8 protein-coding genes and 3 pseudogenes are annotated in these 13,038 nt (G+C 59.1%); 9 read left to right on the top strand and 2 right to left on the bottom strand.

The genetic code is table 11. The features are described from left to right. Positions 1-56 precede the first annotated feature (56 nt). The 4 genes and pseudogenes from B4968_RS26235 (at position 57) to B4968_RS16925 (ending at position 5,864) form a co-directional block, all read left to right on the top strand. Positions 57-2,048, top strand: a pseudogene (locus B4968_RS26235) (extracellular solute-binding protein). 9 nt (positions 2,049-2,057) lie between these two features. Beyond that, positions 2,058-3,147, top strand: a pseudogene (locus B4968_RS16935) (microcin C ABC transporter permease YejB). A gap of 4 nt (positions 3,148-3,151) precedes the next feature. Beyond that, the gene (locus B4968_RS16930; RefSeq protein ID WP_083100600.1) at positions 3,152-4,288 is read left to right on the top strand and encodes an ABC transporter permease; all 1,137 of its coding nucleotides are present in this window, start codon (positions 3,152-3,154) and stop codon (positions 4,286-4,288) included. Continuing rightward, positions 4,285-5,864, top strand: a pseudogene (locus B4968_RS16925) (ABC transporter ATP-binding protein). The gene B4968_RS16930 and the pseudogene B4968_RS16925 overlap by 4 nt, the downstream one beginning before the upstream one ends. Positions 5,865-6,106: 242 nt before the next feature. Here B4968_RS16925 and B4968_RS16920 read toward each other — a convergent pair. Then, the gene (locus B4968_RS16920) at positions 6,107-7,429 is read right to left on the bottom strand and encodes a radical SAM protein (protein ID WP_083100599.1); all 1,323 of its coding nucleotides are present in this window, start codon (positions 7,427-7,429) and stop codon (positions 6,107-6,109) included. A gap of 61 nt (positions 7,430-7,490) precedes the next feature. Between B4968_RS16920 and fnrL the strand changes: the two genes are divergently transcribed. After that, the gene (fnrL, locus tag B4968_RS16915) at positions 7,491-8,231 is read left to right on the top strand and encodes a transcriptional regulator FnrL (RefSeq protein ID WP_083100598.1); all 741 of its coding nucleotides are present in this window, start codon (positions 7,491-7,493) and stop codon (positions 8,229-8,231) included. 299 nt (positions 8,232-8,530) lie between these two features. Here the strand turns inward: fnrL and B4968_RS16910 are convergent, their stop codons facing one another. Then, the gene (locus B4968_RS16910) at positions 8,531-9,370 is read right to left on the bottom strand and encodes a universal stress protein (RefSeq protein ID WP_083100597.1); all 840 of its coding nucleotides are present in this window, start codon (positions 9,368-9,370) and stop codon (positions 8,531-8,533) included. 206 nt (positions 9,371-9,576) lie between these two features. Between B4968_RS16910 and ccoN the strand changes: the two genes are divergently transcribed. Genes ccoN through ccoP form a run of 4 tightly spaced genes read left to right on the top strand, consistent with a single transcriptional unit; the run spans position 9,577 to position 13,020 of the window. Then, a complete protein-coding gene (gene ccoN / locus B4968_RS16905; RefSeq protein WP_083100626.1) occupies positions 9,577-11,187 on the top strand; it encodes a cytochrome-c oxidase, cbb3-type subunit I in 1,611 nt (536 codons plus the stop codon). Between the two features lie 13 nt (positions 11,188-11,200). Then, the gene (gene ccoO, locus B4968_RS16900) at positions 11,201-11,929 is read left to right on the top strand and encodes a cytochrome-c oxidase, cbb3-type subunit II (RefSeq protein ID WP_083100596.1); all 729 of its coding nucleotides are present in this window, start codon (positions 11,201-11,203) and stop codon (positions 11,927-11,929) included. Positions 11,930-11,941: 12 nt separating this feature from the next. Next, positions 11,942-12,154 carry a cbb3-type cytochrome c oxidase subunit 3 gene (locus B4968_RS16895; RefSeq protein ID WP_083100595.1) on the top strand — a complete coding sequence of 71 codons (213 nt, stop codon included), beginning with the start codon at positions 11,942-11,944 and terminating at the stop codon, positions 12,152-12,154. After that, positions 12,151-13,020, top strand: coding sequence for a cytochrome-c oxidase, cbb3-type subunit III (ccoP, locus tag B4968_RS16890; protein WP_083100594.1), 870 nt, complete (start codon positions 12,151-12,153; stop codon positions 13,018-13,020). Before B4968_RS16895 ends, ccoP begins: the two co-directional genes overlap by 4 nt. Positions 13,021-13,038 lie beyond the last annotated feature (18 nt).

Below are 13,038 nucleotides of genomic sequence, written 5' to 3'. Positions count from 1 at the left end.
TGGAGGACAGGAAAAAACCGGACCAGAGCAAGGCCGGGTATTGGAGGTTGTGACAGATGACATCCCATCAGGCAGGACAGCGACATCAGAACGGGGCGCCACACCGGGCGCCAAACGGGGCATCTCAAGGCCATGCGCGCACAGACGCGCGGGTCTTGCCGCGCGACCACCAGGGCGCGAGCCAGGCTCTTTTGTTGCAGGTTCTGGGAGTCGCTCTGAGCCTTATGCTGGCCTTGATGCTTGCGCTGCCGCTGCGCGCCGAGGGTGCCCTGATCAAAAGCCACGGCTTTGCCGAATTTGGCGATCTGAAATACCCAAAAGATTTTGCTCATTTCGACTATGTAAACCCGGAGGCGCCCAAGGGCGGCGAGCTGTCGATCTCGGCCGTTGGCACCTTTGACAGTATGAACCCCTTTACCCGCAAGGGGCGGGCCGGTGCGCTGGCCTCGCAACATTTCGAAGGGCTGATGGTGGAATCCTATGATGAACCTGGCTCCTACTACGGTTTGATCGCCGAAAGCCTGGAATACCCCGCGAGCCAGGACTGGGTTATCTTTAACCTGCGCCCGGAGGCGCGGTTTTCGGATGGCAGCTCGGTCACCGCTGAGGATGTGGTGTTCTCGCATAACATCCTGCTGGATCAGGGGCTGCAATCCTATGCCGAGGCCGTACGCAAGCGCATCCCCAAAGCCGAAGCGCGGGGGCCGCATCAGGTGAAGTTTCACTTCTCTCCCGATTCCCCCGCCGCGCGATGATTACACAGGTGGGCGGCACGCCGGTATTCTCCAAAGCCTGGTTCGACGCTGACCCCGAAAACCGCCGTTTGGATGAGCCGCGACTGGACCCCGGCATAGGGTCCGGTCCCTACATTTTGGACAAGGCAGAGGTCAACCAGCGCATTACCTATCGCCGTAATCCCGACTATTGGGCGCATGATCTGAACGTCAATATTGGCCGCCACAACTATGATGCTATCCGGGTGGAATATTTTGGCGATGCCATTGCCGCGATGGAGGGGTTCAAGGCGGGCGTCTACACTTTGCGACCTGAAAACAACTCTAAAAGCTGGGCAACCTCTTATGAATTTGACGCAGTTGCCAATGGCGATGTGATCAAGGACGAGATCGCGGACGGCAATGTGCCTGCCGCCAATGGGTTTGTGATGAACCTGCTGCGGCCCAAATTTCAGGATATCCGGGTCCGCGAGGCGGTGCAGCTTGCCTTCAATTTTGAATGGACCAATGAGAGCCTGCAATATGGGTTGTTCCGTCATCTCAGTTCATTTTGGCAAGACAGCGATCTGGAAGCCAAAGGCCTGCCGCAGGGCCGTGAACTGGAAGTTTTAGCCGCGCTGGGTGATCAGATTGATCCCGCACTCCTGACTTCCGAGCCCGTGATGGCCCATACCTCAAAGCCCAAACGCCCCAATGACCGTCGCAACCTGCGCCGCGCCATGAAACTGCTGGATGCGGCCGGCTGGGAGGTGAACGGCGATGGCATGCGCCAGAACGCAGCGGGCGAGGTGCTGAAGATCGAATTCCTGCTCGACAGCCCAACGCTGGAACGCATTGTTGGCCCCTATGTGTCAAACCTGCGCGCCATGGGCATTGATGCGGTGATGAACCGGGTGGACTACGCGCAATACACCAGCCGACGCCGGGAAAAGGATTTTGACATGGTCTCCTTTGCCTACCGGACCTCGCTGGAACCTTCGACCGGGCTGTATCAGCAGTATGGGGCCGAGGCGCACGCGTATTCGGTGTTCAATCCGGCAGGTCTGGCCGATCCGGCAGTGGATGCGCTGATTGATGATATCGTGGATGCCAAAACCCAGGAGGTGCTCTATTCCAGTGCCCGGGCTCTGGATCGGGTGCTGCGGGCGAAACGGTTCATGGTGCCGTCCTGGTATCTGGACGTCAGCTGGATCGCCTATTGGAAGCAATATGCCTACCCGGAAAATCTGCCACCCTATGACACTGGCCTGCTGGACCTGTGGTGGATTGATGCAGACCGCGAGGCTGAATTCAGCCTCGGGCGCGTTGCGGTAAGGGCGCGACATGGCAGCCTATATTCTTCGACGGCTTATGCTGGTGATCCCAACCCTGTTTGGCATCATGGTGGTGAATTTTGCCCTGGTGCAATTCGTGCCCGGTGGCCCGGTTGAGCAGGTGATCGCGCAGCTGCAGGGCAGCGGTGATGTGTTTGAGGGCTTTGCCGGCGGCGGCGGAGATGCCGGTGGTGCCAGCGCCATTGAGGCCAATGACAGCTATGCGGGTCGTCAGGGCCTGCCGCCAGAGCTGATCGAAGAGCTGAAAGAGCAGTTTGGCCTTGATCGGCCGCCGCTTGAACGGTTCGGGCTGATGCTGTGGAATTATTTGCACTTTGATTTTGGCGAGAGCTATTTTCGCAAGATCGACGTGACCGAGCTGGTGCTGGAAAAGATGCCGGTTTCGATCTCGCTAGGCCTGTGGTCGACCCTGATCGCCTATATCATCTCGATCCCGCTGGGCATTCGCAAGGCGCTGCGCGATGGCACCCGCTTTGACACCTGGACCAGTGGCGTGATTATCGCCGCCTACGCCATCCCCGGCTTTCTGTTTGCCATTATGCTGTTGGTGCTCTTTGCCGGTGGCTCTTATTGGCAGCTTGTTTCCGCTGCGTGGCCTGACCTCTGACAACTGGGAAAGCCTGAGCCTGTTGGGCAAGGCAGCGGACTATGCCTGGCACATTGCGCTGCCGGTGATTGCCTCGACCATTGGCGCCTTTGCGACGCTGACGCTGCTAACCAAGAACTCGTTTCTGGATGAGATCAAAAAGCAATATGTCATCACCGCGCGGGCCAAGGGGCTGGGCGAACGTCAGGTGCTCTATGGGCATGTGTTCCGCAATGCCATGCTGATCGTGATTGCCGGCTTTCCTGCGGTGTTCATTGGCGTGTTTTTCTCTGGCAGCCTGATTATCGAGACGATTTTCTCGCTGGATGGTCTGGGCCGTCTGGGATTTGAGGCCGCCGTGGCGCGGGACTACCCGGTGATCTTTGGCACCCTGTTCATCTTTGGCCTGATGAGCCTGGTGGTCGGGATCGTGTCAGACATCATGTATGTGCTGGTCGATCCGCGCATCGACTTTGACAAGCGGGAGGGCTGAAGCAATGGCATCGTCGCGTTCAAAACTGTCGCTTTTTAAATTGTCACCCCTGAACCAGCGCCGCTGGAATACCTTTCGCCGCAACAAACGGGCCTATTGGTCCATGTGGATCTTTGCGGTGCTGTTTGGCCTGTCGCTGTTTGCCGAATTTCTGGCCAATGACAAACCCATCCTGGTGAGCTATCGCGGCGAGATCTACGCGCCGATTTTCAAGTTCTACCCGGAAACCACCTTTGGCGGCGATTTCAAGACCGAGGCGATCTACCGCGACCCGGAGGTGGAATGCCTGATCCGCTCTGGCGGCATTGAAGACTGCTTTGATGAGCCAGAAGAGATTCTGGCGCAGATCAAGGCAGGCAGCTACGCGGATGGGGCGTTCTACAAGGGCTGGAGCCTGTGGCCGCTGATCCCCTATTCGTTCAACACCACGGTGGACCGTCCGGGTGCTGCACCTCTGCCGCCCAATGGGCAGAACCTGCTTGGCACCGATGACACCAAACGCGATGTGCTGGCGCGGGTCATTCATGGCTTTCGCCTCTCGATCGTCTTTACCCTTATTGTGACCGGTGCGGCGACGGTGCTGGGCATTCTGGCCGGGGCGGTGCAGGGCTATTTTGGCGGCTGGATTGATCTGGTGTTTCAGCGTTTTATCGAGGTCTGGAGCTCGACCCCGACGCTCTATGTCATCATCATCATGTTTGCCATTCTGGGCCGCAGTTTCTGGCTGTTGGTGGGGCTGATGATCCTGTTTGGCTGGACCTCGCTGGTGGGGGTGGTGCGCGCCGAATTCCTGCGCGCCCGCAATCTGGAATATGTCCGCGCCGCCAAAGCGCTGGGGGTGGGCAATATGACCATCATGCTGCGCCATATGCTGCCCAATGCCATGGTGGCGACCCTGACCATGCTGCCCTTTATTGTCACCGGCACCATCAGCGCCCTCGCAGGACTTGATTTCCTTGGCTTTGGTCTGCCCTCCTCGGCGCCCTCGCTGGGCGAGCTGACGCTGCAGGCAAAACAAAACCTTGAGGCCCCCTGGCTGGCCTTCACCGCCTTTTTCACCTTTGCCCTGATGTTGTCGCTGCTGATCTTTATCTTTGAAGGCATCCGCGACGCGTTTGATCCAAGAAAGACCTTTTCATGAGCGCCGTACTTGAGGTCCGCAATCTGTCTGTGTCTTTCCGGCAGGATGGCAAGATCACCCAGGCTGTCAAAGGCGTGTCCTTCTCTGTGGGGCGCGGCGAAACCGTGGCGCTGGTGGGCGAGTCTGGCTCGGGAAAATCCGTCTCAGCCCTGTCAACCGTCTCGCTGCTGGGCGACAGCGACATCGTCGAGGGCTCTGTCACCTATGACGGAGTTGAGATGGTAGGCGCCGATGAAAAGCACCTGATGCAGGTGCGCGGCAACGACATCAGCTTTATCTTTCAAGAGCCGATGACCTCGCTCAACCGCTGCACACCATCGAGAAACAGCTGGCGGAATCGCTGGCGCTGCATCAGGGGCTGGTGGGGGCTGCGGCGCGGGCGCGGATCCTTGAGCTGATGCAAAAGGTCGGCATTCGCGATGCCGAAAGCCGCCTTGGCGCCTATCCGCACGAGCTCTCTGGTGGTCAACGCCAACGGGTGATGATCGCCATGGCGCTGGCCAACAAGCCCGAAGTGCTGATCGCGGATGAGCCGACCACGGCGCTGGATGTGACCATTCAGGCGCAGATCCTGGACCTGCTGGCCGAGCTGAAAAAGAGCGAGGGCATGGGGCTGTTGTTTATCACCCATGACCTGAACGTGGTGCGCCGCATTGCCGACCGGGTCTGCGTGATGAAGGGCGGCGAGATTGTCGAGGAAGGTCCGGCGGCGGCGGTTTTTGACAACCCGCAGCACCCCTACACGCAAAAGCTTTTGGCGGCGGAACCCTCGGGGCAGCCCGAACCGGTGGCACCAGACGCGGCCGAGATGATCCGCACCCAGGATCTGAAAGTCTGGTTTCCGATCCAGAAAGGCCTGCTGAAACGCACCGTGGGCTATGTGAAGGCGGTGAATCCCACCTCGATTTCGGTGCGCACCGGTGAGACGCTGGGCATTGTGGGCGAGTCGGGATCGGGCAAGACCACGATGGCGCTGGCGATCATGCGGCTGATTGCCTCTGAGGGCGAAGTGCGCTTTTGCGGCGATGATCTGCGGCAATGGTCGACAAAGGAGCTGCGCAGCCTGCGCAAGGATATGCAGATCGTGTTTCAGGACCCCTTTGGCTCGCTCAGCCCGCGGATGACCTGCGCCCAGATCATTGCAGAGGGGCTGGCCATTCACAACGTCGACCAGCACCGCGCGCCGCGTGAGCTGGTGACCGAGGTGATGCAGGAGGTCGGGCTGGATCCGGCCACCATGGACCGCTACCCGCATGAGTTTTCCGGCGGGCAACGCCAGCGGATCGCCATCGCCCGTGCCATGGTGCTGCGGCCGAAACTGGTGGTTCTGGATGAGCCAACCTCGGCGCTGGACATGACCGTGCAGGTGCAGATTGTGGAGCTGCTGCGCGATTTGCAAAAACGCTATGGGCTGGCCTATTTGTTTATTTCGCATGACCTCAACGTGGTGCGCGCCATGTCGCATCAGGTGGTGGTGATGAAGCAGGGCGATATTGTTGAGGCTGGTGTCTCGGAAGAGCTGTTTGAGCATCCCAAAGAAGACTATACCGGCCAGCTGCTGGCAGCGGCCCGTTAGGACATAAAAACCCCCGGGCGACTGATGTTTGGGGCATTTTGGGGGCGCGCTGGGCTGTTTGCACAGTAAGGTTTGCGCAGAGGGGGCGCTCCCGCCTGTTTTGCAATTTGCCCAGGGGCAAAATGGCACACAGTTGGGCCCGGCGCCGCTGACGCGGCGCGGTGGCCGCCATAAATCGCACTCCCTAAACTGCGGTGCCGCCCGCAGGCCCGGCAACACAGGCAGGCCCGGCGACATAGGCATCAACTCACGACATATGCATCAAAATGACGGGCGATCACCCGCGCAAGCGCACGGGCGGGCTCTGGCAGGACGGCGCCCTCTTCGGTGAGGGCCAGTATTTCGGGAAAAGCCTTGCAGGCATCGCTCACAAGCGCGTTGAACCGCGCCTCCTGATCTGGAAACCTCTGCATGATTTCATGGCGTGGGATTTTGAACGTGCACAGGAGGGCTTCGATCATGCGCCCGCGCAACCGGTCCTCACCCTGAAAGGCATGTCCGCGGTCGGTGGCGAGGGATCCGCTCCCAATGGATGTGATGTAGCGGGCCGTGCCGGGGGCGTTTTGCGCGTAGCCTTGCGGGAAGCGGGAGATGGCTGAGGCTCCAAGGCCAATCAGCACCTCCGATGGATCATTGCTATAGCCCTGAAAGCCGCGTTTCAGGCTGCGGGCCTGGGTCAAGCCGTCGTTGGGGCGGGCAAAGGTGTCGATACCGATGGCCTGATAGCCCTCTTGCAGGCAGAGGGCGCGGGCTGTCTCAAACAGGTCCAGCCTGTCCTCTGGCCGGGGCAGGGCCTCGGAGGGGATCATTGCCTGACGCCGGATGAGGGCTGGCAGGTGGATATAGGCATAAAGCGTCAGCCGGTCCGGGGCGAGGGACAGAACGCTTTGGATGCTTTGGCTCATCTGCGCCTGCGTCTGATGCGGCAGGCCATACAACAGATCCATGCTGAGGCATTGCACGCCGCCGCGCCGCAACATCTCGGCTATGGTCTGGACGCGGGCAAAATCGAGACTTCGGCCAATCGCCTGTTGCGTGGTGCTGTCAACTCCCTGCACCCCAATCGAGGCATGTGTCATACCGGCCCTGATCAGGGCCTCACAGCGGGCCAGGTCAAAGGCATTCGGGTCGATCTCGACGGAGAATTCAGCGCCTGGGCTCAGCGGGGCCAAATCGGCCAGCGCCGCCGTCACCTCGCGAATCATCTCGGGGGACAAAATTGTCGGAGTGCCGCCTCCCCAGTGCAGCCGCGACAGGGTTACCCCTTTTGGCAGATGCAGTTTCAGCGACATGATCTCTTGCTTCAGAGCGTCGATATAGGCGGCAATGGGGGCATCTGACCGGGCGCCCTGGGTGCGACACATGCAAAACCAGCACAGGTTCCGACAAAAGGGGACATGAAGATAAAGGGAAATTTGGTTGCCGGGGGGAATTGCCCTGATCCAGGACATGAAATGCCCGGACCCTATTGTGGGGTTGAAATTTGCGACGGTAGGGTAGCTGGTATAGCGCGGCACTTTGGCATCGAATAAACCGAGCTTCGCCAATTGTGATTTCTGGCACATATCACTACCATAGAATGTATTCGTGCGACAAAACTTTGACTCAGATCAAACGGGACTGCTTATGAATGCCCCCATACCTGCGCAGATTAGCTGCGCCGATTGTCCAATCCGCCACCGGGCCGTTTGCGCACGCTGCGAGACAGACGAGCTGGAAACGCTGGAAACCATCAAGTATTATCGTAGCTATGAGGCGGGGCAGTCGATCATCTGGTCTGGCGATGTGATGAACTTTGTCGGCTCCGTCGTTTCCGGGATCGCAACCCTGACCCAGACGATGGAGGACGGCCGCACCCAGATGGTGGGGCTTTTGTTGCCAAGCGATTTTGTCGGACGCCCGGGGCGCGAAGGGGCGGCCTATAACGTTGTGGCGACCACTGATCTGGTGATGTGTTGCTTCCGCAAAAAACCCTTTGAAGATATGATGGTCAGAACCCCGCATATCGCCCATCGCCTGTTAGAGATGACGCTGGATGAGTTGGATGCCGCGCGCGAGTGGATGCTGGTTCTGGGTCGTAAGACCGCCCGAGAAAAGATCGCCAGCCTGTTGTCGATCGTCGCGCGGCGTGATGCTTCGCTGACGCCCAAGGGGGTGGTGAATGCCATGACGTTTGATTTGCCACTCACCCGCGAAGCCATGGCGGACTACCTTGGCCTCACGCTGGAGACGGTCAGTCGCCAGATGTCCGCCCTGAAAAAAGACGGGGTGATTACGCTGGAAGGCAAGCGCCGGGTGACCGTGCCGGACATGGCACGTCTGCTCGAGGAAGCGGGTGACGATAGCGATGGTGGCTTCCTCGGCTGACGATCAATCAGCCTGCGCCCTGTGTTTGCCCACCCCTGTGTTTGCCCAGGCCCTATGAGCTGACACCCGTTGAGGCCTGCGAAGGCCTGCGCGCAGGGACGAGGCGAAGAGGCAGGGCGAACTCTGCGCACAGGCAACTCTGCGCACAGGCAGGCTGTGCGCAAAGCCCGGTATTCTTTAAAAGTAACTGCGCGCATTTTCGCGCTTTTACGCAGCCCAACAGGGTGAGCGATCAATAGGGCGACCTGCCAGCTGTGCGGCCAAGCGGACAACCAGCAGGGCGATTGGTGAGCGCAGGTCTAGTGCGCCAAAAAGATCGGAACAGTGGCCTTTTCCAGCATGTTGCGGGTGGCACCGCCCAGAATTGCCTCGCGGAACCGGGAATGCCCATAGGCCCCCATCACGATCATGTCTGCATCCATATCGGTTGCATGGCGGATCAGGACGTCCGAGACCCGCGGCATGGTTTTGCTCAGCACGTCGATCTCACATTTCACCCCATGGCGCGTCAGCATTTGCGCCAGCATGCCACCGGGATCAGACCGCTCTGGGCCGTGCTGTGGCGGATCAATCACCACAATGCGCACCCGATCGGCGCCAACAAGGAAGGGCAGGGCCTTGCGAATAGAGGTCATCGCCTCAATGCTTTCATTCCAGGCGACCAGAATGGTTTTTGGCTGCCCCACAGGGGCGGCATCGTCGGGAACCACCAGGACCGGAGTGCGCCCCTCAAACAGAGCGGCTTCGACTACGGGCTCGGCCTCGACGCCTTTGCCATCTCCATAGGGCTGACCCAGCACAACCAAATCGGAAAACCGTGCGAGACGGGCAACGTGACGTCCCATGTCGGCAATCTGAGCAATGCCGGCATCCGTTGAAAACTGGATGCCTGATTTTTCCAGGTAGTCATTGGCATAGGTCTGCAGGGCGCTGGCGTCTTCCTTGGCGCGGGTCATGGTCTCTTGCAGAACCATGGCATTGGCACCAGCATAATAGTAACCGGTCTGGGTCCGGTCGACCCCAAGACACAGCGCTTCGGTGTGGCCGTCAAAGGCCGCCGTCAGGGAAACCGCCTGCGAAAGGGGCGTCTCGGCTGTGTCCTTTGATGTCAGGACCGTCAGAATGGTTTTATATGTCATGTCTCACCTCATGCTGGCAGAAATCCGGATCTCCAACAGGAGACCTGCTTAGTGTAGCCGTACTATCCGAGGTGTGTCACACTCCAATGGCAATTGTCTTGATGCAGATCAATGCATTCACTGCACATGTTTTGCAATTAAAGCTCAGAATATATGGGTTCCACGCGGCGAAAAGAATCGCGGGGGACATGGTGAAGGGACGTAACATGTCTAATTATATCAAGCTGATAGCGCTTGGTTTGGTCACGCTTTTTGCGATGATCGCGACCAACTATGCGCGAGATCTGGCTTATCAGGTGCATGCGATTATCGTCATGCTGGTGGCTGGTGGTCTGTTTCTCTACACGCTGCGCCAGACTGGCGAAGCGCAGGTGGCCACTGGCAGTCTGCAAAATGAATATTTTGATAGCGTTGTGCGCGCCGGGGTGGTCGCAACCGCCTTTTGGGGCGTTGTGGGGTTTCTTGTCGGGACGTTCATCGCTTTCCAGCTGGCATTTCCGGCGCTGAATTTTGAATGGGCGCAGGGCTTTGCCAACTTTGGCCGCCTGCGTCCTCTTCATACCTCGGCGGTGATCTTTGCCTTTGGCGGCAATGCGCTGATCGCCACCTCGTTTTACGTGGTGCAGCGCACCTCGGCGGCGCGGCTCTGGGGCGGGAATCTCGCCTGGTTCGTGTTCTGGGGCTACCAGCTCTTTATCGTGCTGGCGGCAACCGGCTACCTGCTTGGCGGCACCCAGTCGAAAGAATACGCCGAGCCCGAATGGCATGTCGACCTGTGGTTGACCATTGTCTGGGTGGCTTATCTGGCGGTCTTCCTCGGCACCGTGATCAAGCGCAAAGAGCCGCATATCTATGTGGCCAACTGGTTCTGCCTGGCCTTTATCGTCACCGTGGCGATGCTGCATCTGGTCAACAACATGACCATTCCAGTCTCCATCTGGGGCTCCAAATCGGTTATTGTCTGGTCCGGTGTGCAGGATGCCATGGTGCAGTGGTGGTACGGCCACAACGCGGTGGGCTTCTTCCTGACGGCGGGCTTTCTGGGCATGATGTACTACTTTGTGCCAAAGCAGGCTGAACGCCCTGTGTTCAGCTATAAACTGTCGATCATCCACTTCTGGGCGCTGATCTTTCTGTATATCTGGGCTGGTCCGCACCACCTGCATTACACCGCGCTGCCGGACTGGGCCTCGACCCTTGGTATGGTGTTCTCGATTGTTTTGTGGATGCCCAGCTGGGGTGGCATGATCAACGGTCTGATGACGCTGTCTGGTGCCTGGGACAAGCTGCGCACCGATCCGGTGATCCGCATGATGGTGATCTCGATCGGGTTTTACGGCATGTCGACCTTTGAAGGCCCGATGATGTCGATCCGCGCGGTGAACTCGCTGTCGCATTACACCGACTGGACCATTGGGCACGTACACTCTGGTGCCCTTGGCTGGAACGGTATGATCACCTTTGGCGCGCTCTACTTTCTGGTGCCGGTGCTGTGGAAACGCGAACGTCTCTATAGCCTCAGCCTGGTGTCCTGGCACTTCTGGCTCGCCACCATCGGCATCATTCTCTACGCCGCCTCAATGTGGGTGACGGGGATCATGGAAGGTCTGATGTGGCGCGAAGTCGACGCCAATGGTTTCCTGGTGAACTCCTTTGCTGACACCGTTGCTGCGAAGAAACCGATGAACATCGTGCGCGGTCTTGGCGGGGTCATGTTCCTCTCCGGTGCCATCATCATGTGTTACAGCCGGTGGATGACAGTCCGTAAGGCCCCGGCGAAAGAGTCGAGCCTCACGGTTGTGGTCCCGGCAGAATAAGGAGGGATGGTATATGTCAATTCTCGATAAGCACAAAATCCTCGAGACCAACGCAACCCTCCTTCTGGTCTGCAGCTTTCTGGTTGTCTCCATTGGCGGGCTGGTCCAGATCGCACCGCTGTTCTGGCTGGAAAACACCATCGAAGAGGTGGAGGGCATGCGTCCCTACCCCCCTTTGGAGCTGGCCGGTCGCGACATCTACATCCGTGAGGGCTGTTACACCTGTCACAGCCAGATGATCCGCCCGATGCGCGATGAGGTCGAACGTTACGGCCACTACTCGCTGGCGGCGGAGTCGATGTATGACCACCCCTTCCAGTGGGGATCCAAACGGACCGGGCCGGATCTGGCCCGTGTTGGTGGCCGCTACTCTGATGAGTGGCACGTCGACCATCTGCGCGACCCACAGGCCGTGGTGCCGGAATCGGTGATGCCCAAATATGGCTTTTTGGAAAACGCCAGGATCGACGGCAAATACATCGGTGATCTGATGGCGGTGAATGCGATGCTGGGCACCCCCTACAGCGATGAGATGCTGGAGAGTGCAGAGGCTGATTTCAAAGTGCAGGTTGACCCCGATGGGGATTATGACGGCTTGCTGGAACGCTATGGCGACAAGGTCAGCGTGCGCAATTTTGATGGCCAGCCCGGTATCTCTGAGGCCGACGCGCTGATCGCCTATCTGCAAATGCTGGGGACGCTGGTTGATTTCTCGACCTTCACCCCCGACGCAAGCCGTTAAGGAGGACACCAGATGGAAATCTATACTCTTTTGCGGGAATTTGCCGACAGCTGGATGCTCTTGTTTCTGTTCTCGTTTTTCACATTGGTTGTTGTCTGGGTGTTTCGCCCCGGCAGCTCCAAGACCTACGAGGACACGGCCAGCATTCCCTTTCGCCACGTAGACGCCCCGGCTCCGCAAGGGGACGAGGCAGCAGCCGCCGCATCCAAGGAGGCGAGGACATGAGCAAACCCGTCAAGAAGTTCGACGACGATCCTAACACCACCGGCCACAGCTGGGATGGGATCGAAGAGTTCGACAACCCGATGCCGCGCTGGTGGCTCTGGACTCTCTATGCCACCATCGTCTGGGGGATTGGCTATACCATTCTCTATCCGGCCTGGCCCATGGTGAGCTCGGCAACCTCGGGGGCTTTGGGCTGGTCGACACGCGGCGATGTTGCCGCCGAGATCGCCGCCGTTGAGGAAGCCAACGCGCCGATGAATGCCAAACTTGAGGCCGCAGAGCTGACCGCGATCTCTGGCGATGCGGAAATGGGGCCCTATGCGGTTTCGGCCGGCTCTGCCGCGTTCAAACCCTGGTGCGCCCAGTGCCACGGATCCGGGGCTGCGGGGGCCAAGGGCTATCCCAACCTGCTGGACGATGACTGGCTCTGGGGTGGGTCGGTTGAAGACATCAATCACACCATCAGCCACGGCATTCGCAACGAGGAAAGCGACGACGCGCGCTACTCCGAGATGCCTGCCTTTGGCCGTGATGAGCTGCTGGAGAAAGAAGAGATCGACCAGGTGGTGAACTTTGTCATGTCTCTGTCTGGTGACGCCCAGGATCCTGCACAGGTCGCAGCAGGCGCTGTGGTGTTTGAGGACAATTGTTCTGCCTGCCACATGGAAGACGGCACTGGCGATCGCAGCCAGGGCGCGCCCAACCTTGTGGATGCAATCTGGCTCTATGGCGGGGATTATGCCGCCTTGAGCCAGACTGTGAACAACTCCCGCTATGGCGTGATGCCAGCCTGGAACAGCCGCCTCACCGAGGCGCAGATCCGCGCGGTTTCGGCCTATGTGCATCAGCTGGGCGGCGGCGAATAGACGTCTGACGCTCTGAGC

It is taken from the genome of Pseudophaeobacter leonis (assembly GCF_002087335.1).
GTDB classification, from domain to species: domain Bacteria; phylum Pseudomonadota; class Alphaproteobacteria; order Rhodobacterales; family Rhodobacteraceae; genus Pseudophaeobacter; species Pseudophaeobacter leonis.
This window is presented reverse-complemented; position numbering and strand designations above follow the sequence as displayed.

Bases quoted from the DNA above. Each gene is read 5' to 3' on its own strand.
- B4968_RS16930 (WP_083100600.1), top strand. From the start codon at position 3,152: ATGGCATCGTCGCGTTCAAAACTGTCGCTTTTTAAATTGTCACCCCTG.
- B4968_RS16920 (WP_083100599.1), bottom strand. From the start codon at position 7,429: ATGTGCCAGAAATCACAATTGGCGAAGCTCGGTTTATTCGATGCCAAA.
- fnrL (WP_083100598.1), top strand. From the start codon at position 7,491: ATGAATGCCCCCATACCTGCGCAGATTAGCTGCGCCGATTGTCCAATC.
- B4968_RS16910 (WP_083100597.1), bottom strand. From the start codon at position 9,370: ATGACATATAAAACCATTCTGACGGTCCTGACATCAAAGGACACAGCC.
- ccoN (WP_083100626.1), top strand. From the start codon at position 9,577: ATGTCTAATTATATCAAGCTGATAGCGCTTGGTTTGGTCACGCTTTTT.
- ccoO (WP_083100596.1), top strand. From the start codon at position 11,201: ATGTCAATTCTCGATAAGCACAAAATCCTCGAGACCAACGCAACCCTC.
- B4968_RS16895 (WP_083100595.1), top strand. From the start codon at position 11,942: ATGGAAATCTATACTCTTTTGCGGGAATTTGCCGACAGCTGGATGCTC.
- ccoP (WP_083100594.1), top strand. From the start codon at position 12,151: ATGAGCAAACCCGTCAAGAAGTTCGACGACGATCCTAACACCACCGGC.